Source organism: Neobacillus cucumis, assembly GCF_016908975.1.
Lineage (GTDB): Bacteria > Bacillota > Bacilli > Bacillales > Cytobacillaceae > Neobacillus > Neobacillus cucumis.
This window is the reverse complement of the sequence record NZ_JAFBEX010000005.1, coordinates 21,259-44,018: the sequence shown is the minus strand read 5'-3', so window position 1 is coordinate 44,018 and position 22,760 is coordinate 21,259. Positions and strand designations below refer to the sequence as shown.

The window sequence follows — 22,760 nt, the reverse complement described above, 5'->3', positions numbered from 1 at the left end:
TAGAATTACTCTGCAATTTTTTCTTCATAATGAATTGTGTTTTGCTTCATTTTTATCTTCAAATAATCAAGACCGAATAAAGCAATGGATGACACAATTAATGTGGCAATCATGAATAAAAATCCATCTGTAAATGAGCCTGTAGCTTTTACCAGATAACCAACCACCAATGGTGATATAAACCCACCTATTTGTCCACCAAAATTGGTGAATCCACTTAGTGTTCCGTGGACTTCACTTGGAAATAAATCAAGTGTAAGCCCCCAAAATGGTCCATATGCGCCAAATATAAAGAAGGATGCAACTGATAAGAATACTATACTGCCGCTAGTTGTCCCTGCGCTGAAGGCAAAATATAAACCTGCTCCTGCTAATATGTAAATGATGCCTATTAGAGAAGCGCGATGTTTTACTCGACTACCCAGCCATCCGAAAAATAACAAACCAAAGAATCCCAGTAAATATGGTATTGATGACGCAAACCCTAAATCCTTTATGTTAATGTACCGGCTAGTGTTCAAATAGACGGGGATCCACCCCAATAGTCCCCAGGATGCAACACTTTTTGTTAAATAGGCAGTAAAGATAAGCCAACTGCCTGGATATTTCAGAACATCCTTCAATGCAACCTTATCTTTTTTCTTTACATGATTGCCACTGTTTCTCTTTTCTTTCTTTTCACTTGGTAGAAGCCAATAGAGCAATACCACCAAAATGATTCCAGGGACTGAAAACCAATAGAAAAGACCATGCCATCCTACTTTTCCCATTATCCAAACGGCAATCGGTCCACAAAGAGCTGGACCCAACGGGATCGCCGTATTATATAGACTCGAGCCTAAATTACGATCCGAGCCGTTGAAGTATTTACCGAGTAACTTCAATTGTGAACCAGTTCCTAACGCTTCTCCTGCCCCGAATAATGCTCGTACAGCGATTAACATACCAACCGATGCAACAACTCCGGATAATGCTGTAAAAATCGACCACCAAACTAATCCAAAAATCATCGTTGCTTTTGACCCAAATCGATCTGCCAGCATTCCTCCAGGTATTTGCATAAGTCCATAACCGAAAGTAAAAGCCGATAAAAGGAGACCAAAACTTCCGGCATCCATGTGAAGATCTTTCATCATAAGTGGTCCCGCTGTAGATACATTTACACGGTCCAAGTAAGATACCATAAACGTCAGCCATAACAAAAATAAAACAAGCCATTTTTTTTTCATTAAAACACCCCCTGAGAAATTTAAATAAGTTTAATAATGAAATAGGACCATCTGCAAACCCTTTCATTTAATTTTAAAAAAACGCTAAAAATCTTTAAATACCCCTTTTATTTTTAGCGTTTTGCCGTAAATTTACTTTAGTTTAATTCATGTGAAAAAATCACTCTTCCATGATTGATATGAATACTCGGATTGTATTGTATATGTCCAGTAATGCCGTCTCCTTCAGAATCCAAATATTGAGTCTCAGAATGATCTGCCTCTAAAACAAGGATTCGATTTACATAATCCAGTTCCAATCCCATAAAACGGCATGCGTTATCCAATACGGATGAAAATACTTCTTCTTTCGTAAGTCCCCCTGCAATAAATCTAGAAACAATGTAACTCATGTCATTAACAGGCGGTTTCTTCCATGTATTCCTAACAATGTCCGAACTAATGAAGTTTGGCTTGATACCCTCTTTCAAGGCAGCTTGCTGAAATACTTTCCAGGAAAAATGTTTGCTTCCTTGACCAACATCTAACAACAATCCTCGATCAACTGCTTGTTTAAAGGCCGCAGACACTTTCCCATGTTCATCAAGAACATGACCTTTTTGTCCATGATAAGGGTGTGTCAAAACATCTCCAGGACGTAAAATTTCAACCACTTCGTCAATCGATAGACTTGAACCTGTAAGATGAACCATCATCTTTAAGCCACTTTTTTCAGCCGCATTACGAGCAACTTCCAACAACCCACGATCCGTTTTTGCATCTATTTGGCCTAATCGAACTTTAAACCCATATAGTCGGTTCCCTGCTAAAGAAGCGGTTTCTATCAAACGCTCCACAGAGATATCTTCAGGTTTTGTTGGGTTAGGATTAGGGTGGATAGTCAGACCTTCAGGGAGAACAGATAGCCATGAACGAATTTCCATCGGGCTATTCTGCCATAATCGGTCCGCATTTTCCCATCCATCATATCCAAAAGTTCCAGCATCTACAGACCCAATCACCCCAGAGGAAATATACTCAGTATCGGTAACACCCACAGAAGCACCTGGGGCCCAAATATGACAATGAAAATCAATCAAGCCTGGAACTAGTAAGCTGGATTCAGAGAGGTATATTTCTCGATCCTCTGCATTTAATACTTGAATATCTATAGAGGTGTTTTCCTTGAATCCATTTTCTTTCCAAATTAACCCTCCATGAAAACGCCATGTTGCCATTATATAACCACTCCATTCAAACATTATAATTAATCTATTAAATTTTTAAACTATTATTATTTAGGAGATCTTGTCATGCTCTTTACTAGCTGTAATTACATCCAACCAGCTCTCCGGAGTCTTTCCTTGGAACTTTTCTTTTAAATTTAATTCTGCCAACGATCTAAGTTTATCTTTGGCTGCTCTACTCATCAAGGAATTCAAATTCGAGGATTCTAGCATTTCTATCGTCCCTTCTAATTCTATCGATCTTCTTAATGCATGAATAGAAGTTCCGGTAATCAAACGATTCATAGTTTCTTCAAATGTTTTTGCATTCATGGTTTCACTTATAGAGTTAATAACTCGTTCTTCCACATTAAATTCACTAGCAGCTTCTAACATTTCAAGCAAAAGAGCAGGTAAGCCTTTCATAAAGATGCTGCGAATTAATTTTACGGCAGATGCATCTCCCGGTTTTTCACTTACTTTTGTAATATTCATGCCATATGGGGACATGAAATCAATAAAAGCGTCCGTTCCCTCACCACTTGCAAGAATAGGTACTTTATGTTTATAAACCGGCAAAGGACCCATCATCGCTGCATCAACGAATTGTGCTCCTTTCTCCTTAATATTATCATTAATATCTCGCTTAACATTTGGGCTTGAAGCAGATACATCGATATACACTAGATTGTTTTTTATATATGGCTTTAATGTCTCACTAACCTCGTATGCTTTATTTGCTGGCACAGCGACAATCAGGATATTGATTTCTTCCAAATTGAATAAACTTTCCAAAGAATTTTCCAGTTTAACTTGTGCTAGTTCTGCTCTGTCATGGACAAGTTTTCCGTACACAGGGTGATTCCAGAGCGAATCATATGCAACTATTTTTTCCAAACCCTGTACTTTTAGTCCAGCTGCCATTTCGAAAGCTGCTTCTCCAAACCCTACAAACCCTAATTTCATTCTGATATATCCTCCCTCTTTTACTACATAAGCTTCTGATTTCGGTTTTCATTACTTTAATTCAGGTTCCTCTGTTTAGGATCTTCTATTTGTATAACTAGTAGCAAAATAACAAATAGGCATTTTACCTAATGCAGGGGAAAATCCTACATGGTTTTAAACTTTCCTAAATGTAATATGTTGTTTTGTAGTAAAAATAACTACTAATAAATAAAATGTAATATTTATTACACACTTATATTATCATCGTTTTATTTACATGTAAACCTTTTCACTATATAAATTTTGAAAATAAGTAAAATTCACATTAATCATTAACTATATTTGGTACACTTTGCTGAATTTAATGAATATATAAAAGACCATACGTGAACACGTATGGCCTTTTCGTTTCATAATGACTTTAAGTTTAATCCAAATAATGATAGCCCAAATCGGTAATGATTGGTTCAATTGACTTAAAGCGTTCTTTTGTTTTATCTGAGTAATTAATGGCAATTGCACTAATAAGATAATCAGCGATAAACATTGGTCCAATGATGGAGTTGTGAAAAGCAATGCTTTGGTAACTGCAAGGAAGTAATAAATCGGTATAGCCCACTAGAGGAGATGAGTATCCGTCAGTAATAGAAATAATCTTCGCATTATTTTGTTTTGCCACTCTCGCCATGTTAATCATTTTGCTTGAATATCTTGGAAAACTGATAACTATCACTAAATCTGATGGTGAAAAATCAGTTGCTTTTTCTGGCCATTCATCCTCATTCGCCAAATGACTGTTACCAAACAATCGATTGAATCCATGATTTAGAAATTGAGCTACTGGCTTACTTGTTCTGGCACCTAAGCAATAAATCTGATTGGCAGAACATATCATATCCATCATCTTATTCAAAGTTTCGCTATCGATGAGATCCATTGTGGAACGAATATTTTCTATTTGTTTTTCTGCACAACGCACTAATAAATCGCTTTCATCAATTTCCTTCAGATTTACTTGCAACCTTGTTTGAGGATCTACCCTATTTCTTAGTAGTTCTTGAAGTTCCTTTTGAAATTCAGCATAACCCGAAAAGCCTAATTTAAAAGCCATCCTCATAATCGTAGTAGTACTCGTTCCTACGAGTCCTGCCAATTGATCAACAGTTAAAAAAGCAACATCCATCGCATTCTTGATGATGTAATCGGCTACTTTACGTTGTGATTCTGTTAATTCTGATGCCTTATTTTGAATTAATTGTATTACATTCGTTTTCATGACAATCTCCTATAATGTAAATTAAAGGTACATATTCTACATCATACCATATTAAAGTAGGATGTCGCAGGCTAAACCTTTATAGATTTTATATCAAAAACTACTATATTAAACTCAAGTAGTAATAAATACCACTACTAAATATGCTAGCAACGTTTAGCAAAAATATAATCTTCTATTTAGATGTATTTTTCTCTAAAAAAGTAAAATTAACTTAGTCTACTCTCATTAATATGACTTATTAGAAATAAAAACCCTGCGACATCTTGTCATATCCACTTTTGATACTGCGCTGGATTATGACTAGTTGCAGGGGCTAGGTTTACTTACAGACTTATTACTTTCTTTAATGGGAATTTGTTTCCATACCAAACAACCGTTGGAGGCCATATACTTTTTCCAATAAAATAACTGGAATTAAGCTTAAAAGAATCACTGCAGTTGATACTGCGGATATTAACGGATCTACATTTTCCTGAATGTAGCTGAATATCGTCAGGGGAAGTGTCATCTGCTGCGGTGACACTAAAAACAAGGACAGTGTAACGTTGTCGAACGAATTGAGAAAAGAAAAGATAAATCCAGAAAAAACAGCAGGTCTAATCAACGGAAGGGTAATATCCCAAAATACTCTAATTGGTTTTGCTCCTACAATGGCTGCTGCTTTTTCAAGACTATAGTCAAAACTTGTCATTCCAGTTAAAACCAGACGAACGACGTACGGAATAGTAATCAGCAAATGCGCCAAAAGCAATCCAAAAAAGGAACCCGCTATGCCAATCTTAGTAAAATAAATCAATACAGCAATTCCCACGATTAATGAAGGAACACTTAGTGGCGAAAGTAAAAATGTATTGACAATTTTCTTTCCCCTAAACTTATACTTCGCTATAGAAAATCCAGCCAATGTTCCTAGAATAGTCGCCGCAATGGCAGTTACCACAGCCAATTCTATACTGAATATAAAAGAATCAATAAATTCTGGGCGATCCAGTATTTTCGCATACCATTGAAAAGAGAACCCCTGCGGAGGAAACGACAGGAATTTGGCTGATGTAAGCGAACTTGGTATAAGAACGATAAAAGGAGAGATTACAAACAACAAAACAATAAATGTTAAAGCCCCAAGCCAAGAGAAGCGAAACGTTCTCATGATTGGAACACCTCCTTATAACGATGTGTTTCCACCAGTTTGGTAAATGAGCCCGCCAAGAGAAGCGTAAAGGCTAGTAAAATAAAGGACAAAGCGGTACCAAAAGGCCAATTTTGTGTAATCAGGATTTCTTGATATATCAGAGTTGGCATCACTTTTACCGCAGTTCCTCCCAATAAGGCAGGTGTCACAAATGCACTCATGGATAAACTAAATACCAAGACAATCCCAGAAAAAATCCCCGGCAAACTTAACGGAAACGTAATCGTTAAGAAAGAAGTAAATCGTCTCGCACCCATAATAGAAGCAGCTTTGTACAGGGATTGGTCTATGGCATAAAGACTTGTCGCAATCGCTAAAATCATATACACAATATAGGAGTCTGCTAGACCAATAACAGTACCTAATTCGTTATACATTAGGCGTAAAGGCTTTTGGATGATGCCCAAATTCATTAGCAAACTGTTGATTAAACCATTTTCATTCAAAATAATCGTCCATCCAAAATTGCGGATAACCACACTTACCAAATGAGGCACAAGTACAAGCAAAGTAACGAGGCTTCTTACTTTCCCTTCCGATTTCGCCATAAACATGGCTACAGGATAGCCGAAAACGAACGTTACCAAAACGGTCCAGACACTGATTTTAACTGAATTCCAAAGAATATCCCAATAATAGAGATCCTTAAAGAAAATGAAGTAGTTTTGCAAGGTAAAGTGAAAGTCATTATCCTCAAAACTATGAAAAAACATCATCAGCATGGGAATTAAGAAAAAAACCATTAATACAACAAGTGTAGGAGCCAACAAGAGTCCAATAATTAAGCTTGTTCGTAAAGAAGTTTTCGCCATCTAGTAGTTCTCCTCTACAACCATAATATCTTCTGTATGACAAAAGCCGTAAACTTCAGCTCCTTCAACGAAATGTCTCTGAGGTTGTTGCGTTCGCACAATCAGCTCGTGCTTTCCTACAGAAATGTGATATTCCGTAATCGGGCCAAGAAAAGTGACAAGCTTGATGATACCACTAAAAGTAGTTACATCAGCGCTACCGGCCGGGTCCTTTGTCAATTGGATGGTCTCAGGACGCATATACATTGAAACCTTTTCGCCCGAGACAAATTTCTTCTCCTTGTTCCTTGCCTTAATGGACAGTCCATCCTCCGTATGAATGGTAAGGTCACTGCCATCCAAAGCCTTTACAGTACCAGTCAGACGGTTCGTTTTCCCAATAAAAGTATGTACAAACTCCGTAGCCGGTCGGTGATAGATATCAGAGGGGGAGCCGATTTGCTCAATGTTTCCATGACTCAAGACAACAATTCGGTCGGATAGCGACAAGGCCTCTTCCTGATCATGGGTCACAAAAATGGTAGTAACCCCAATTTCCTTATGGAGACGTTTCAATTCATCTCTTAACTCCTCGCGAAGCTTCGCGTCCAAGTTACTCAGAGGTTCGTCCAGTAACAGAATGGACGGTTCCATTACTAACGCTCTGGCGATTGCGATACGTTGACGTTGACCACCTGAAAGCTGTTTGGGAAAGCGTGTTTGCACTTGAGGTAGTTTGACCAGTTCAAGAACTTTTTTCACTCTTACGTCTATTTCAACTTTCGGAAGTTTCCTCAATTTTAATCCATACGCTATATTTTCATACACAGTCATATGCGGGAACAATGAGTAGGTTTGGAAAACCATCCCCAAGTCTCTTTTGTAGGTAGGAACTCCATTCATTAATCTTCCCTTGATCAACAATTCCCCTTCATCCGCTTCCAAGAAGCCCGCAATCATGTTGAGTGTGGTGGTCTTTCCACAGCCCGAAGGCCCGAGAAAGGAGATAAATTCTCCTCTCTCGATCTGTAGACTAAAATCCTTTACAATCGTGTTTCCATTAAAGCTCTTTTTAATATGTTTTAGTTCAACATCATACTGTTTTTCCAACTGGTAGTCCTCCTTACTTATTGACTTTGGTTGCGACCTCTTTGTTGAATCTCTCTACCCATTTGGCATACTCGTTACTAATCAATTCTGTATCCACATTCACCGCTTTACTTTTATCAAAGTCAATTTTTTTGGACGCTTCAGCCGATAATTTCACATCTGTTACTGGGTTCAGATATAATTTTTCTCCTAGAGTTTTCTGCACTTCATCGGTCAGAAGAAAATCAATAAACTTTTTCGCCGCTTTAGTATGAGGTGCTCCTTTTACCAAGTTGGCAAATTGAGTCGAAAGGATGGTCCCTTCTTTTGGAATAACAAATTCCATAGGAGTACCAGAAGCAGCCAAGGTTAAACTTCTGTTTGAGTTCCATACTGTATAAGCTGCTCTTTTTTGTTGTAACGCCTGTTGAATTTGGGCGGTATTATTTAAGAAAGTGGGTAATCCAGAAGCAATACCCGCGTATTTTTCAAAGCCGGGATCGATATTCTTTTCCGACCCTCCATTAGCGTAAGCTAACATGATCAATGTCGTACGTCCGAAATTATTGCTAATATCCGAGAGTACTAGATTTTCTTTTACCTTTGGATTGTTTAAGTCATTCCACGATTTAGGTACTGGCAGCCCTTTACTATGCACAAGCTCTTTGTTATAAGAAATCCCCATAGTCGAGTAAAATACAGGCACTCCACTGTTATCTTTCGCTTTAGAACCAAATTGAGCTTTTTCCAAATTCGGTACATCTTTTTTATCTACTTTTTGCCAAAGCCCCTCTTTACGTCCAATCTCTTGGGAGTTGGAATCTACGATCGCAAAGTCAATTTGAGGAGAAGCTTTTTGTGCTCTTACCTTGGCTACAATGTCCCCTGAAACTCCAGAAACATAACTGATTTTTACTTCCGGATATTTTTCTTGAAACTGCTTGAAGATATCGTCTCTCATGACATTTTCGAATTCTGCCCCATTACCAGCAATAACCAGTTGGTTTTCAATGCTACCTTTCTTGCTTTCTGCCTTAGAAGCTGTACTCTGTTGTCCACATCCTGTAATCAGTGCACCCATCATGGTGGTTACGGCAATACTTGTTAACCATTTTTTCTTCATCTCTTTCATCCCCTCTTTACTTATATAAGTTTTTAATCTACCTAATTTACGTTGTAATAAATACTACATTTGTTATATTTAATGTATTTTTTATTACCAATTTAAGCAAAAAATATTATTCTATTTGGTATGCTCATTGGAAAGGTTTGAATAACGTGGGATGCGTAACGACTTTTATGCTGGGTCATACCTATGTTATCAAGACCGTCTCTAATTGATGAAGCGCTTTCTTTTTAAGAATAAATAAGTGAAACTCACAAAGGAGATGAGTTTCCGTCAGTAGTGGAACGAATATTTTCTATTTGTTTCCCTTCCCATTAAATCGCTTTCATTAATTTCCTTAAAAATTTGCTAGCAGACTTGTTTGTAGGTCTACCCTATTTCTAAGTAGTTCTTGAAGTTCCTTCGGAAATTCAGCATAACCCGAAAAGTCATCACCACCAGTAGTATTATTTTTTACTACAAAAATACAAATCGTAATAATTATTACATTCACATTGTAGCATATAAGTTTTCTAGATAAAAGCCTTTATTTATATAATTTTAAATATTTTAATAATTATAATTTACTTTAGTATCCCAAGTCCTCCTTACAAATTAACCGATTATTTAATTCCAAAACACTTGCTTGCCTTATTTAAGATTTCACGACTTAGGACATTCAACAACTGGAAATACGATGGACATTTACACACATGTTTTGCCAAATTTACAAAAAAAGCTGCTCACCAATTTGAGCAGCTCATTAAATAACATATGTAATGGCCAAAAAAAGTTCACCTTCCTCTCCTCAAACTATGTACTAACTTAATGCCTAAATAATTTCAAAGAATCTAATATATACACTTCCTAGCCAATAATGTCGTCTTGCATTTGCTTCAGATTTATTAAAATCAGTTCAAAAAAAATAGCTTGGGAAACTTCCCAAGCAAAATTATTATTATTATTATATTCATCTCTAGTATAAACAAACTCTGGAAGGATTTTCTGTTCATTCCGTACCAAGGTCGGATCTTATTATACTTTAAAATACAATACTAGAACCTTTTGTTTAAACGAAGTTTATAGAAATATTAATCTCTGCCGACCACTTCAGGATCCCCGAACTGACGCTTATTCTAATTAAGAGTACCTATTCGATTTAAATCTTCTTGTGTAAGTTCAAAATCAAAGATATCGGCATTTTCAGCAATACGATGTGGTTTGATTGATTTTGGAATCGTCACCACGCCTGTTTGAATATCCCAGTGCAGGGTCACTTGGGCAGTAGACTTGTTGTACTTGTTAGCAATCTCCACTAAGACTGGGTCGTTAAGCAGGATACCGCCAATCCTATCTCTAGCCTCTAGAACCCTACATTTTATGCCCTGCGCTGTAAGTAGAGACGCAGCCCGTAGGCCACTTAAACCAGCACCAACAATTACTATCGGATTTTTCATATTCCTTCCTCTTTCTGATCGTGTGAATACTGTTTAAATTTACCTGTTCGCCATTCAATCCCACCTACCAGATGTGAAGCCCCTGTCAATATTATGTAAAATAAATTTTTAAAGTATTTCTGCCTTTGTTCATGTTCTTAGGGAAAAGGTTCAATCATTGGCCTTACATCAGTGAGGACACTGAAATTTAAAAGAATTATATTCAATCTTGGATCTGTGATTTACTTTATAAGCGTTTTAATATATTACTGGAACCTCCAATAACCATCCAACATTTCAAAAAAGTGACTTTGATTCGTGTCAGTCAGGTTCACTAAAAAAGGAGTCTCCCCTTTTTCTTTTAATACCTTAGCAGCCGGACCATTTCCAATTGGTGTACAAAATAATAAATTAGTTCCGTTCAATTTTAATATTCTGCAACGTGCATTGATTTCCGTATCAATATACTCCTCGCCTTGTTTAAGGCCAAACAATTTCTTCCAAATTTCTAAAGTTTTATCTAAATTATTTACGACAAAACCAGCACTTTCCAATTTTGGTTGACCTAATAGGTGTGTCCCTATGAGTCTTTGTTCCTCTAATTCCGAATACCTTTCTTCATCTGATTTTTCCCATTCTATAAAAAATGGTAAAGAAACTTTGTTTTCCGCGTATTCAGGGAATAACAATGACCACCTGATTACTTCACCATCAGCTCGAACTCTCTCCCCAGTAAGCGGCCCATATACTGTAAGTCCTTCTGCTTTAAGTTTTATTGCTAGTTCTTCAATTTGATTTGTTCGGATCGCTACTTTCGCAGGACCTTCCCGACTTTCTTTAGCTAGCTGTTCAACAATTTGTGTAATCAATCGATTTTCAACATGTTTTTCAGCTATTGATAAATTTTCAATTCCTAAAAATTCAATATAACTTAAGCCAAAATAGGTCAGGGTATTATATGTTCCCCAAGATTCATGACGCCCACCATTCACAACATGAAGTCCTCTTTGTTTTAAGGGTAAAATTGCTTTCTCCGGTTTCCTAAAGAACCAAACAAGGTGATCAAAGAAAAAGTCCAAAATAGTACTCCTTTCAATCGATATTGTATGTTAACCTGACTTTATTCTGATGCTAATCTAATTATGGTTTGCATGAGGAGATTAACGCCATCCGCGATATCCTCTTTACTGCTCCATTCCTTTGGATTATGACTGATCCCATCCTTACTTCTAACGAAAATCATGCCTACATCCGTAATATTGGACATGATCATCGCATCATGGCCAGCCCCACTTACGATTCGAAACGGTTCGAAACCCAGATCTTGACACGCATCTTCCATCACATATCCACAATCGTATTCGAACAAAGAACCGGTGGAATATCCATATTCACAGTCAGATTATATTGCAGTGAACGTTTTTCACAAATTTTACGAAGAGCTAATTCAATCTCCGTTTTCATTAGCTCCCTTTTCCCGGCATCTGTATGTCGAAAATCAATCATAAAGGAAGCAGATTCTGGAATAATATTCGCACCGCCAGGTTCAAAGTGAATTCTCCCAATTGTTCCGACCCCTTGATACGCTTTGGCAATCTGTTCGACTTGCAGCATTAACTCTGCTGCGGCCAAACCAGAATCAGCCGTAACTGCATCGGGGTGGTTCCTGCATGGCCAGATTCACCTCAAATGGTCACTTCGAGCCACATCGGTCCTGCAATACCTGTGACAATTCCTACAGAAAGATCTCCATTCTCCAGTACTTTACCTTGTTCAATATGGATTTCAACAAATGCCTTGATACTACCTGGTTCTCTTTTTGCATTTTCGTAGTTATCAGGATTTAACCCAGCTTGAAGAAAGGCTTGGGAATAGGTAATCCCATCTTGATCGACCATTTCATCAAGATGGTGCCGTCCAAAAAGGCCGCACATTCCTTTGCTTCCGGTAAAACCAGCTGAGAAGCGAGCACCTTCTTCATCCGTAAACGAAATCACTTCAATGGAACGTTTCAGTTTTATCCCATTCTCCTGAATGGTTCGAACGGCTTCGAGGGCACCAAGAACTCCTAATGGCCCATCAAATTTCCCACCATTTAGGACAGAGTCAATATGCGATCCAGTCATAACAGATTCAGTTATTGATTCATCTGTTCTTGGCAATCGTCCAATAATGTTTCCCGCTTCATCTACCCGTACCTCCAGGTCCGTTTCCTGCATCCAATTCATGAGAAGCTTGCGGGCGGTTAAGTCTTCCGGGGACAAGGAAGTTCTGGTTACACCGCCACTTTCTTGTTTACCTATTTCGGCCAGTTCCATTAATTGAGACCAAATTCGTTCCGTATTAATCGAGATATTCGCGATCTGCTTTGCCATCAAGAAACATCCTTTTCATTTAAATTAATGATTTCAGCAACTGCCTGTTCAGCTGACTGAAGGGCACCTTCAAGATGTCCACTATATTCTGAATTCGTTTCTGTACCAGCAAAAATAATTTTCTTCTCCCATACACCTTCTACTGGTGGTGGACCATAGCTTTGGTAATTTTTAAGAGGACTTAAGTCTTCCTCAACAGTGGTTTCAGAATCGCTGGACCAATCTTTATAAAAAATAGCCTTTACGTTTTTAGCTTCACTCCCAAAGAGCTTAACTAACTGGTCAACAACCAATTTTAAAATTTTATCTTGGCCCATTTTTTCACGTGCTGCTGGAGGCATTCCGAAGAAACCAAATAATGCACCAGGGCCATTATTTGGAGAGGCATCATATATTTCTTCTAAGGGACCAACGGCACTCAATACATAACCAGAAAGTCCTACTTCTCTCCAGAAGGGACGATCATATACTGCAACTACCTTAGCCTGTCCCGCCATCCACGTAGGTTTTTTGACAATGTCAGCAATAAGATTTGGAGGAAGGGAAGGCGAAAATTCAATGTGATGTGCCACAAGACGAGGTGGCAATGCTAGAATAACAGCCTTTGCAGGAAATTTTTTTCTCTTTCCATCAGAAAGTTCTGCTTCAACCGTGATATCACCAGCTTCATTCAGCTGAACTTTCTTCACTCGCGTTTCTAGTTCAACTATTTCTGAGGGAATAGTTTCTGCTAGCACATCGATAAGAGACTGCACACCTCCAGTCAATCGAACCCATTTTTCGTCAGTGTGTTCTTTCAGCTCACAACGCTCTGGTGGCTTGATTTGAAATCGTTCTATAAGTATTTCACCTTTACTATATTGTTCGAAAGTTTCTAAATTTAGTTCTTTTACAAGTTTAGCAATTTGGCTCTCATACTGTGGCCAAAACCACTTCGGGCCAAGGTCAAATTTTCCTAGGTCAGGTCTCTTTGGATCAGAAGCACTCAAAACCCTTCCACCAATCCTATCTCTTGCCTCTAGAACCCTACATTTAATGCCTTTTTCAGTAAGTAGTGATGCAGCACGTAGGCCACTTAAACCTGAACCAACAATGATTACAGGATTGTTCATATTTTGTCCTCCTTCTGACAGTGTCTATGTTGTATAATTGTACTTTGTTAAAGGGATTTGTATCATAAAAGAGTTGTTTCTTTTTCTAATTCATGATGCAATACTTCTCCCATAACCTCCATACCTTTAAAAATTTTCTCTTTAGGCATATTCGAGTAATTTAAACGTAAAGAATTTTTCTTTGTTCCATTCGGAAAGAATGGGGCACCAGGAACAAAAGCAACATTATTTTCCAAACATTTTGCGAATAATTCCCCAGAATCAACAGATTCAGGAAGCTCTATCCAAATAAACAATCCACCTTCTGGCATACTATAGTTTATATTTTTTGGGAAAAATTCTTTGATACAAGATAACATAGCTGTGCATCTTTCTTTATAAACAGCTTTGATTTTATTAATGTGTTCTTCGATATTGTAAAGTTCCAGATACTTAGCTGTAATTCTTTGAGCAAAGCTATCAGTGTGTAAGTCAGCTGTTTGCTTAAAAGCAACGTACTTTTCAATGAAAGATTCGTCAGCACAAATCCATCCAAGTCGAAGACCGGGCGTAAAAATCTTAGAAAAGGTACTTATATAAATGACTCTACCCTCTGTGTCAAAGTGTTTCACAGGTAGGAGTTCCTCTCCAGCAAATCTTATAGCTCCATAGGGATTATCCTCTACAATCAGTACATCATATTGATTAGCGAGCTCAATCATTCTCTTTCGTCTTTCGAGCTTTAATGTGCGCCCTGTAGGGTTTTGGAAATCTGGAATCGTATAGATAAACTTCGTGTTAGGATACTCTATTAGCTTTTTCTCTAGCTCTTCCATCACCATACCATCATTATCCATAGCTACTTCAACAAATTTGGGATTGTATGACTTGAATGCATTAATGGCTGCAAGGTAGGTTGGGCTTTCACAAATAATAGTATCTCCCTCATTGATAAATAATCTTCCAGTAAGGTCGATTGCTTGCTGGGACCCTGATGTGATAAGAACATGTTCAATATTAGCGTTGATTCCAATAACTTTCATTCTCTGACAAATAGCATCTCTTAAAGGAATATATCCTTCAGTCGTACTATATTGAAGAGAAGCCGCACCTTCTTCGTTTAATACAGCATTACATGCATCCTTAAGAGCTTCTACAGGAAACAACTCTGGAGCTGGTAAGCCTCCCGCAAAAGAAATTACTTCTGGCCTTTCTGTTACTTTTAATATTTCACGTGTCTCTGAAGGTTTTACTAAGTGAGTTCTCTCAGCAAATTTATTTTCCATTTATCATCATTCCTTTTATATTTAGTAATGGAGAACATTTAATAATTATTTTAAAAAGATTAATAGCTACCTTCCTCTAAAATACCCTGAATTTTCAGTTACTTTTTAGCAGTCCTTACTCTGTTTATCCTCCAACTAGATTTAAAACATTCTAACACGCAACAAAAAGCCATACAACATTATAATTGTATGGCAAACAATTTCTTTCTTCTTTTCCTTCTGTTGGTATGTCAAATCCATATAGGAGGCTGCTCAAATAGAGAGCAAAGATGGTACATTCATATAATCATTTTCTTTTAAGAGTTTTGCTTCTCTAATAATGTTTGTAATCGCTATTTTGACATTCTCGGGAGTCGTTGCCAGGTTCAGTCTGACGTATCCTTTATAATCTGTACCAAACCATTCCCCAAAGTCCACAGCAAGTCGACAGCGGTCTTGAATAAATTCTTTTGTCTTTTCTTTTGGAATAATTTTATTTAGGTCAATAAACATTAAATATGTTCCTTCCATAGGTGTAACTGTAATTTCCGGAAGCTCTTTATTAAGGGTATCTCTTGCATAAACAAAGTTTGAATAAATAACGCTCTTCACTGATTCTAACCACTCACCTCCGCTAGAATAACCTGCCTCTGTCGCAGTAAGTCCCATCGTATTAAAATCTGTCTGATTCACTGTTTTTATATATTTATCATATTTTTCTCTTAGTATATCGTCTGTAATGATAATATTGGAATGAATCAGTGCTGCCAGGTTGAAAGTTTTTGAAGCAGAATTCACTGTAATGATTAGATCCCGGTATTTTCCGTCTTTCACTACAGCGGCAGGAATATGTTTATGATCATCGAAAGTAAAATCCTGATGAATTTCATCTGACACAATCAAAACGTTATGTTTCTTGCAAATTTCAAATAGTTTATCTTGTTCTTCTTCTGACCAAACTCTGCCTGCTGGGTTATGTGGAGAACAGTGTATATACAGTTTGGCACGGCTATCGATGATTGCTTGTTCGAAACGGTCATAATCAAAGGTGAAATAACCGTTATCATTATTTAATGGACAAGTAATTAGTTTCCGACCACAATCACGAACGGCATTATGAAATGGATAATAGACTGGAGTAAGAATGATTACAGAATCTTCAGGTTCAGTAAAAGCATTAATAAACCAGTAAAGCGCAGCAACTACACCGGTTGAATATCGAATCCATTCTTTTTTCAACTGAAAAGAATATCTTTCTTCCATCCAATTGAAGTATGCATCAAAGTAACTTTGTGGAACGAAAGAATAGCCATACACACCATGGTTCACGCGTTTTGTAAGAGCTTCTGTAATGGAATCTGAGGTCCTAAAATCCATGTCCGCTACCCACATGGCAAGTAAGTCTGCATCTCCAAAACGTTCTTCTAATAAATCCCATTTTAAAGATGTTGAATTATGTCTCTCTACTTTATACTTTTCTACAAATTCTTCAATGTTCATTTCTGTTCTCTCCCTTTTTTGCGACTACTAATATCATAATTCTCCGAATCAGGAAGCTCAACCCCAAAAATAATTGTTCTTCTGGTTTACTATAAAATCTATATTAAAACTACTTTTCTAGAAAGCTAATTCTATAGCTTTATTTCTCAAACCAGATTTGAATAATTCCAACACGTAAAACCATACAATTTTAAAAATTGTATGGTAAAAATAGTATAAATTACCAATTATAATTTAATTAACACAACATTTAAATCTAAAGTCTGTGTTCCATCTTCTATTTCAAAAAATGGAATTCCTATTCCTCCTGCTTCACGTACGGAATCATATAGTGTATTATTTTCCCTAACGTACAAATAATCCTTTAGCGCCGGAAAGCTTGTAGATAAATCCTGAAAATCGACATTGGCATTTTTTTCCTTCAGTTTGCTGAGTGCGTATAAGGTATCTGGGCACAAGTGGCTTCCAATTACTTTTACTTTCATAGTGTTCATCCACCTTTCAAATTTATATTTAAAAATTATTTAATACTGGTTTTTTGGCATTACAGCAATCGCTTCTATCTCACAAAGAACACCTTTTGGGAGTTCCTTTACCGCTACGCAGCTTCTAGCTGGTTTTGATACAAAATACTTTGAATAAACCTCATTAAAGACCGCAAAATCCGCCATGTCTGCTAGGAAACAGGTAGTCTTAAATACATATTCAAATCCACTTCCTGCCTCTTCAAGAATCGCTCCCACGTTTCGGCAACTCTGTTCCGCCTGTTCTTTAATAGCAGTTTCTACTGTCCCATCTTCTGGATTTACTGGAATTTGACCAGACGTATATACCAATTCATTCACTATAAATCCCTGTGAATATGGTCCAATTGCACCTGGTGCATGTATAGTTTCTATTATTTTCATTATTATTTTCCTCCGATCCTTTTATTTATTTGAGCCCTAAAATTTCTTCACCTTATAAAACCGATTAAATGGTTACATATGTTGCATCCTGTAAACAGGTAATTTCTAAAGTAATAATTATCCGCCAAAATCTTCTAATGTGCCTTTTGCAATATCTGTATCATTTGCAATATCCTTTACAGTATCACTCCTTGTATAGAACTTATAAGCAATGAAAACTATTACAACCCATACAGCCGACACAACCAAAGACATTCTTTCATCCGGTAAGAATCCCATACATACTATTACCACAGCCATAAAGAATAAGCCGAAATAATTACTGTACGGATAGAAAGGCATCTTGTAAGTAAGTTTGTCAACCTCATTATTTTTAATCTTTATCTTCCTGAATTTCAAATGACTTATTAGAATCGCAGACCAGTTGCAAATTAAACCAAAAACAGTAACTGAAGCAAACAAAGAGAAAACTTTTTCTGGTATAAGGAAATTCATTAAAACACCAAAAAGCATTGATGCAAAAACTAGCATGACTCCTGCAAATGGTATATTTTTACGGTTAACCTTGCTAAGGATAGCAGGAGCGTTCTTTTGCAAAGCCAAGTTGTAGAATGTACGGGTGTTGGCAAAAATACTAGAGTTTACTGCAGATAATACTGCTGAAATAACTACAAGGTTCATAATCGAAGCCGCAGCTGGAATATTCATTTTAGTAAAAATCTCAACGAAAGGGCTTCCTTTCGAACCAGCAGTATTCCATGGAAAGATTGTTACCAAAATAAAGATAGCCCCTACGTAGAAAATCATAATTCTCCAGAACACAGCGTTAACAGCTTTAGGAATAGTAGTCTTTACATTTTTTGCTTCTCCAGCTGCAAATCCAAGGTTTTCAACTCCGCCAAATGCAAACGCTACCATAACAATTGATAAAATAAATCCATTCATTCCCATAGAGAAAAATCCCCCATGGTTTACAAGATTACCGATTCCGACCGGATTACCATGATTGCCAACTCCGAAAATAATCATTAAAGCTCCAAATATTATCATAAGAACAATTGCTGTGACCTTAATCAAGGATAACCAGAATTCAGTTTCTCCATAGATCGATACGCCAATAATATTAATGGTGAACATAATCAATACCACTGCTAAAGCGCTAACCCATACCGGTATATTAGGAAACCAAAACTGTACATACTTTCCAAGTGCGTTAAGATCAGCTGCACTTGTAGCAATTAAGAAGATAAATGCGTTCCAGCCAGATAGAAACCCAGCAAAGCGATGAATATAACGATTCGCATAGGATACATACGTTCCCGACACAGGTTCTTCAACAGCCATTTCACCCAAAGCTCTCATAATGAAGTAAATGGCTATCCCAACAATTAAATACATCAGCAGAATGGCAGGTCCTCCTTGACTAATAGCCCAGGAAGAACCATAGAATAGACCAGTACCAATTGCCCCTCCTATGGCTATCATCTGGATGTGACGATTTGACAGATCTCTCTTCAAGTCCTCTTTCTCGTAAGACTCTACGTGTATTTTGTCACTCATTTTTTTTCCTCCCTCTATAGTGGTGATTGCAGATAAGATATATAAATACAGTAGATGTTGCCTAAAGGTAATAATAAAGACGTTTCTCGGTTATTTACTAATCTCTTTCCTCAAATAGCGAAATCAAACGGTATCGCCTAAATATACTATTTCGTTCTACTACTAACGTTAACCGCTAGCCTTCCAATCGCTATAACCTGCAGTTCACCACCAAAGAGGAAGACCAAGCATCATTACAAATTCTTCATATTTTTCAATGGTTACAGTTCTCAAACCTCCATTTTCACATTAGTTTCGGATTCTGAAGTTTCTTCTTCCTTGGCATTGATTGCATCACAGATTCTTTTCAGACCTTCAGCCAATACGGATCTCGGACAGGCCAGATTTAACCTAATGTAGCAGTCTGAGTTCTGTACAAACATATTCCCCCCTTCTAATAGAACACCAGCCTTATAGGCAAAAAACATAGGAAGGTTCTCATTCTTATCTAAGTAAGCACTTACATTTATCCATGCAAGGTACGTTGCTTCCGAAATTTCAAAAATGGCATTTGGTAAATTCTCTGCTAGATAATCTTTAGTAAAAGTAAAATTATCATCCAGATAAATTCTAAGTTCTTCTAACCAAGGTTCTCCCTTTTCATAAGCAGCTTGCGCACCGGCAACACTTAAAGGATTATCAAAATTGTAATGTCTTGAAAGCCAAATTTCTCTTAATTTCTCATCCGGAATTATAACATTCGAAAGCATCAGTCCCGCTGTGTTAAATGTCTTACTCGGAGCCATACAGGTAATCAATTTATCATACTTAGGAAATACTTTTGCTAATGGAATGTGTTTTTGATCTCTCCTTAGAAGATCACAATGAATTTCATCTGAAATAATCCATAAATCGTTTTTGACACATATATCGCCCAATCTTCTAAGCTCTTCTTCAGTCCAAACTCGACCTGTAGGATTATGTGGATTACATAAAATAAAGAGAGTTGTTTTTTCATCGGCTGCTTTTCGTTCAAAATCATCAAAGTCAATAAGATAGCGACCTTTTTCATTAATTAGATCTGAGCATATAGCCTCACGGTGATTATAATCTGCTGCATATTTAAAATAGGCATATGATGGAGTTAAAAAAATCACCTTTTCATCTGGCTTGCAGATATACTCAACAAACTCAAATAAAGCAGGTATAATTCCATTAGACATTACTAAGTGTTTTCTTTCAAAGCTCCATCCATATCTTCTAATACACCAATATACAAAAGCTTTATAATAAGAATCAGAGAGTATTCTGGTATAACCAAATATTTTACTATCTAATCTTTCTTTTATTCCATCGATGATTACCTGTGGTGTAGCAAAATCCATATCTGCGACCCACATTCTGATAAACTCCTCATCTTTGTATGGAAACGTCATCGAACCATCGTTGTCACCGAAAATATATCCACGGAAACCATCTGTACTCATTGCATTTGTATTTCTTCTGTCAATAATTTCGTCAAAATTATACATAAGCTCATCACGCCTTCTAAATTTTTATTAAGTCGAATTAACCGATTAAATGTTTCTGCTCCAAATGCCATAATATTTTGAAAACATAAATTATTGGGATCCCTCTATCTGAGATCATCATAACACGCACAAAAAAGCCATACAACTCCACGATTGTATGGCGAACAATTTTATATTGTGTGGCAAACAATCGTAATGTTGTATGGCGAATAATATTAGGTAAGATCGTTTAATAAACGTTTAAGGATCATTAATCCTTGCTCAAGTTCTTCAAGCGTTTCTGGTGCACAGACAGAAATCCTTACAGCCCGCTCTGGACTACTATTTCCAACTACAAACCGTTCAGCGGCATACACTTGCACCCCCTGCTGTGCCGCTAACGTTTCAAATTCAGCTCCTGTAATCTTGCCTGGTAATAGCAACCAACGAAAAATACCTGTTTCAGCACCCAAACACATATAGTCTGCCAAATATTGATTTACAACTTGGTTTATGCGAATGGTTCGTTTCCGATGCTCCTCAATTATGACTTCAAACTGATTTGATACAATAGTACGTGCAGCCAGTTCTGCTAATAAAGGGGAAACTGATATATTCAAATTATAAAGTGCCTTAGAAATAAATTCTTTAAATTGGTTCGGCACCGCTACATAGGCTAGTCTTAATCCTGGGGCTATTGATTTCGATAAACTTGCAATATGGATAACCTGTTCTGATGCAAATGATGCAATTGCTGGAAGTGCTTTTTCTTTGTGGAGATGATATGTCGCATCTTCAATGATGAACTTATTATACTTTTTGGCAATTGTTGCAATGGCTTTTCTATTCTCTACTGACATACAGCGAGTTGTCGGATTATGATAATCAGGTATTAGATAAATGCCTCTAATATTCTCATTTTTACATGCATATTCAAAGGCATCTGGTCTCATTTCATTGTTCTCTGATTTTATCGGTACTATTTTCAAACTAAGCATCGCTGCTACAGTTTTTAAGCCTGCGTATGTATGATGATCCGCACCAATGCAATCTCCAGGGTGACAAAGACTAGCTAGTGTGGCAGCAATCGCATTTTGGCCTCCATTTGCAAATAAAATGTGATCAACTGTCGTTTCAAACCCGCCTCTTCGGATAAGCTTAATAGCTGCATCCTTTTGCCAAAGACTTTCGCCTGCACGACCATAACCAAACCATTTCTCATAATGTGTCTCTTGCAGCATACCTCTCAGTTGGTTCAGGAGTGGCTCGTAAGAAGCTTTATCCGGTAGTGTTGCTCCCATCTCTATTAAATGCTTGGGCTTTGTTTCTTCAAGTAAATACGCATTCGATAACGCATCATATGATACAAAGGTGCCACTTCCAACTGATGAACTTAACAAACCCTTTAACTCACAGACTTTAAATGCTTTTGAAATAGTACTCAAATTTAAATCTAAATAATCGGCCAATTCTCGCTGTGGGGGCAGTTTTGTGCCTGGTATTAAAACTCCATTTAATATGTCCTGTTTTAATTGCTCAGCGAGCATTTTATAAATGGGCTTTTTGGTTTTATCAATGGATGGCTTCCAGCTCATCGGATAGTTTTCAAAAGAATTAATCGGCACGATACTCATCCTTTTTCATACAATTATATGATTGTGTCGTTTATAACACAATTATAATTTTCTTTTAATTTATCCAAGAAGGAGTCGAAATGGACCCATAGACTAACTATGATAAGTTATAAAGAAAGACCAATGGCATGTCGCTATTGGTCTTTTGATGGCGAATCGTTTAATGAATATCGCAGCTTCATTTGTGTAGATCCAGAACTTTATCGCATATTTTAAAGAAGTTCGGCCATCAGCTCATAAATTGCTTCTAACTAGGCAAGCATTGAGTTTTCCCAACTGCTTGCATAAAAAAATCCACCTTTCATTCAGAGTTTGGTGGATTTGACACACTAGTTCACATTAAAGCAGTAGCACTAGTACTATGTAATTTTCAAACAGCCGGTAAAACGCTTGATATGATTGAGTTTGTTGGCGGGACTGCGTGGGAATCGAACCCACCAGACCTGGCACGCAGGTCTCAAGCAGTTTTGAAGACTGTGGAGGACACCAGTACCCCATTCAACCCCATCTCAATATGCTTCTACAACTAAATATTATCTTGCAATCATAATACTATGGAATATAGTATTAATCAATTAAAAAATCCTATTTGTCATACTATCGACAAGGATTTCCATTATAGCATATCATCGACCCTATATTTTGGTTTTCAAAATTGTGGCG

21 protein-coding genes and 1 tRNA gene are annotated in these 22,760 nt (G+C 37.1%); all 22 read right to left on the bottom strand.

The window, feature by feature from the left end:
* Positions 1 to 5: 5 nt before the first annotated feature.
* The 22 genes from JOC76_RS07905 to JOC76_RS07810 all read right to left on the bottom strand — a co-directional run bounded on the left by JOC76_RS07905 (position 6) and on the right by JOC76_RS07810 (position 22,603).
* Positions 6 to 1,229: an MFS transporter gene (locus JOC76_RS07905; RefSeq protein ID WP_205177059.1), complete on the bottom strand. Its 1,224-nt coding sequence runs from the start codon at positions 1,227 to 1,229 to the stop codon at positions 6 to 8.
* 137 nt (positions 1,230 to 1,366) lie between these two features.
* Complete coding sequence (locus JOC76_RS07900; RefSeq protein WP_205177058.1) at positions 1,367 to 2,446, bottom strand: amidohydrolase family protein; 1,080 nt, start codon at positions 2,444 to 2,446, stop codon at positions 1,367 to 1,369.
* A gap of 60 nt (positions 2,447 to 2,506) precedes the next feature.
* Complete coding sequence (locus JOC76_RS07895; RefSeq protein ID WP_205177057.1) at positions 2,507 to 3,400, bottom strand: NAD(P)-dependent oxidoreductase; 894 nt, start codon at positions 3,398 to 3,400, stop codon at positions 2,507 to 2,509.
* 409 nt (positions 3,401 to 3,809) lie between these two features.
* Entirely contained in the window at positions 3,810 to 4,658 is an 849-nt protein-coding gene (locus JOC76_RS07890) for a MurR/RpiR family transcriptional regulator (protein WP_205177056.1), read from the bottom strand.
* 346 nt (positions 4,659 to 5,004) lie between these two features.
* On the bottom strand, positions 5,005 to 5,811 hold the full coding sequence (locus tag JOC76_RS07885; RefSeq protein WP_205177055.1) for an ABC transporter permease: 807 nt from the start codon (positions 5,809 to 5,811) through the stop codon (positions 5,005 to 5,007).
* Positions 5,808 to 6,665, bottom strand: coding sequence for an ABC transporter permease (locus JOC76_RS07880; RefSeq protein WP_205177054.1), 858 nt, complete (start codon positions 6,663 to 6,665; stop codon positions 5,808 to 5,810). Before JOC76_RS07880 ends, JOC76_RS07885 begins: the two co-directional genes overlap by 4 nt.
* Positions 6,666 to 7,754 carry an ABC transporter ATP-binding protein gene (locus JOC76_RS07875; protein WP_205177053.1) on the bottom strand — a complete coding sequence of 363 codons (1,089 nt, stop codon included), beginning with the start codon at positions 7,752 to 7,754 and terminating at the stop codon, positions 6,666 to 6,668.
* Positions 7,755 to 7,767: 13 nt separating this feature from the next.
* On the bottom strand, positions 7,768 to 8,856 hold the full coding sequence (locus JOC76_RS07870; protein ID WP_205177052.1) for an ABC transporter substrate-binding protein: 1,089 nt from the start codon (positions 8,854 to 8,856) through the stop codon (positions 7,768 to 7,770).
* A gap of 1,118 nt (positions 8,857 to 9,974) precedes the next feature.
* A complete protein-coding gene (locus JOC76_RS07865) occupies positions 9,975 to 10,295 on the bottom strand; it encodes an aldo/keto reductase (protein ID WP_205177051.1) in 321 nt (106 codons plus the stop codon).
* 245 nt (positions 10,296 to 10,540) lie between these two features.
* Entirely contained in the window at positions 10,541 to 11,353 is an 813-nt protein-coding gene (locus tag JOC76_RS07860) for a VOC family protein (protein ID WP_205177050.1), read from the bottom strand.
* A gap of 41 nt (positions 11,354 to 11,394) precedes the next feature.
* Complete coding sequence (locus JOC76_RS29915; protein WP_239557612.1) at positions 11,395 to 11,616, bottom strand: M20/M25/M40 family metallo-hydrolase; 222 nt, start codon at positions 11,614 to 11,616, stop codon at positions 11,395 to 11,397.
* A complete protein-coding gene (locus JOC76_RS29910; protein WP_239557611.1) occupies positions 11,616 to 11,906 on the bottom strand; it encodes a zinc-binding metallopeptidase family protein in 291 nt (96 codons plus the stop codon). The genes JOC76_RS29915 and JOC76_RS29910 overlap by 1 nt, the downstream gene beginning before the upstream one ends.
* Positions 11,907 to 11,959: 53 nt before the next feature.
* Entirely contained in the window at positions 11,960 to 12,649 is a 690-nt protein-coding gene (locus tag JOC76_RS29905; RefSeq protein ID WP_239557610.1) for a hydantoinase/carbamoylase family amidase, read from the bottom strand.
* Positions 12,649 to 13,761 (bottom strand): flavin monoamine oxidase family protein, encoded by a 1,113-nt coding sequence (locus tag JOC76_RS07850; RefSeq protein WP_205177049.1) that lies wholly within the window; start codon positions 13,759 to 13,761, stop codon positions 12,649 to 12,651. Before JOC76_RS07850 ends, JOC76_RS29905 begins: the two co-directional genes overlap by 1 nt.
* Before the next feature lie 62 nt (positions 13,762 to 13,823).
* Positions 13,824 to 15,026 (bottom strand): aminotransferase-like domain-containing protein, encoded by a 1,203-nt coding sequence (locus JOC76_RS07845; RefSeq protein ID WP_205177048.1) that lies wholly within the window; start codon positions 15,024 to 15,026, stop codon positions 13,824 to 13,826.
* A 252-nt stretch (positions 15,027 to 15,278) separates the two neighbouring features.
* The gene (locus JOC76_RS07840) at positions 15,279 to 16,505 is read right to left on the bottom strand and encodes a MalY/PatB family protein (RefSeq protein ID WP_205177047.1); all 1,227 of its coding nucleotides are present in this window, start codon (positions 16,503 to 16,505) and stop codon (positions 15,279 to 15,281) included.
* Positions 16,506 to 16,732: 227 nt separating this feature from the next.
* On the bottom strand, positions 16,733 to 16,990 hold the full coding sequence (locus JOC76_RS07835) for a glutaredoxin (RefSeq protein WP_205177046.1): 258 nt from the start codon (positions 16,988 to 16,990) through the stop codon (positions 16,733 to 16,735).
* 39 nt (positions 16,991 to 17,029) lie between these two features.
* On the bottom strand, positions 17,030 to 17,413 hold the full coding sequence (locus tag JOC76_RS07830; RefSeq protein WP_239557609.1) for a RidA family protein: 384 nt from the start codon (positions 17,411 to 17,413) through the stop codon (positions 17,030 to 17,032).
* Between the two features lie 117 nt (positions 17,414 to 17,530).
* Positions 17,531 to 18,973: an amino acid permease gene (locus tag JOC76_RS07825; protein ID WP_205177045.1), complete on the bottom strand. Its 1,443-nt coding sequence runs from the start codon at positions 18,971 to 18,973 to the stop codon at positions 17,531 to 17,533.
* A 269-nt stretch (positions 18,974 to 19,242) separates the two neighbouring features.
* The gene (locus JOC76_RS07820; protein WP_205177044.1) at positions 19,243 to 20,484 is read right to left on the bottom strand and encodes a MalY/PatB family protein; all 1,242 of its coding nucleotides are present in this window, start codon (positions 20,482 to 20,484) and stop codon (positions 19,243 to 19,245) included.
* 215 nt (positions 20,485 to 20,699) lie between these two features.
* Complete coding sequence (locus JOC76_RS07815; protein ID WP_205177043.1) at positions 20,700 to 22,097, bottom strand: aminotransferase-like domain-containing protein; 1,398 nt, start codon at positions 22,095 to 22,097, stop codon at positions 20,700 to 20,702.
* 409 nt (positions 22,098 to 22,506) lie between these two features.
* A tRNA-Sec gene (locus JOC76_RS07810) sits at positions 22,507 to 22,603 on the bottom strand.
* Between the last annotated feature and the right edge of the window lie 157 nt (positions 22,604 to 22,760).

Bases quoted from the DNA above. Each gene is read 5' to 3' on its own strand.
- JOC76_RS07905 (WP_205177059.1), bottom strand. From the start codon at position 1,229: ATGAAAAAAAAATGGCTTGTTTTATTTTTGTTATGGCTGACGTTTATG.
- JOC76_RS07900 (WP_205177058.1), bottom strand. From the start codon at position 2,446: ATGGCAACATGGCGTTTTCATGGAGGGTTAATTTGGAAAGAAAATGGA.
- JOC76_RS07895 (WP_205177057.1), bottom strand. From the start codon at position 3,400: ATGAAATTAGGGTTTGTAGGGTTTGGAGAAGCAGCTTTCGAAATGGCA.
- JOC76_RS07890 (WP_205177056.1), bottom strand. From the start codon at position 4,658: ATGAAAACGAATGTAATACAATTAATTCAAAATAAGGCATCAGAATTA.
- JOC76_RS07885 (WP_205177055.1), bottom strand. From the start codon at position 5,811: ATGAGAACGTTTCGCTTCTCTTGGCTTGGGGCTTTAACATTTATTGTT.
- JOC76_RS07880 (WP_205177054.1), bottom strand. From the start codon at position 6,665: ATGGCGAAAACTTCTTTACGAACAAGCTTAATTATTGGACTCTTGTTG.
- JOC76_RS07870 (WP_205177052.1), bottom strand. From the start codon at position 8,856: ATGAAGAAAAAATGGTTAACAAGTATTGCCGTAACCACCATGATGGGT.
- JOC76_RS07865 (WP_205177051.1), bottom strand. From the start codon at position 10,295: ATGAAAAATCCGATAGTAATTGTTGGTGCTGGTTTAAGTGGCCTACGG.
- JOC76_RS29915 (WP_239557612.1), bottom strand. From the start codon at position 11,616: ATGGAAGATGCGTGTCAAGATCTGGGTTTCGAACCGTTTCGAATCGTA.
- JOC76_RS29905 (WP_239557610.1), bottom strand. From the start codon at position 12,649: ATGGCAAAGCAGATCGCGAATATCTCGATTAATACGGAACGAATTTGG.
- JOC76_RS07850 (WP_205177049.1), bottom strand. From the start codon at position 13,761: ATGAACAATCCTGTAATCATTGTTGGTTCAGGTTTAAGTGGCCTACGT.
- JOC76_RS07845 (WP_205177048.1), bottom strand. From the start codon at position 15,026: ATGGAAAATAAATTTGCTGAGAGAACTCACTTAGTAAAACCTTCAGAG.
- JOC76_RS07840 (WP_205177047.1), bottom strand. From the start codon at position 16,505: ATGAACATTGAAGAATTTGTAGAAAAGTATAAAGTAGAGAGACATAAT.
- JOC76_RS07835 (WP_205177046.1), bottom strand. From the start codon at position 16,990: ATGAAAGTAAAAGTAATTGGAAGCCACTTGTGCCCAGATACCTTATAC.
- JOC76_RS07830 (WP_239557609.1), bottom strand. From the start codon at position 17,413: ATGAAAATAATAGAAACTATACATGCACCAGGTGCAATTGGACCATAT.
- JOC76_RS07825 (WP_205177045.1), bottom strand. From the start codon at position 18,973: ATGAGTGACAAAATACACGTAGAGTCTTACGAGAAAGAGGACTTGAAG.
- JOC76_RS07820 (WP_205177044.1), bottom strand. From the start codon at position 20,484: ATGTATAATTTTGACGAAATTATTGACAGAAGAAATACAAATGCAATG.
- JOC76_RS07815 (WP_205177043.1), bottom strand. From the start codon at position 22,097: ATGAGTATCGTGCCGATTAATTCTTTTGAAAACTATCCGATGAGCTGG.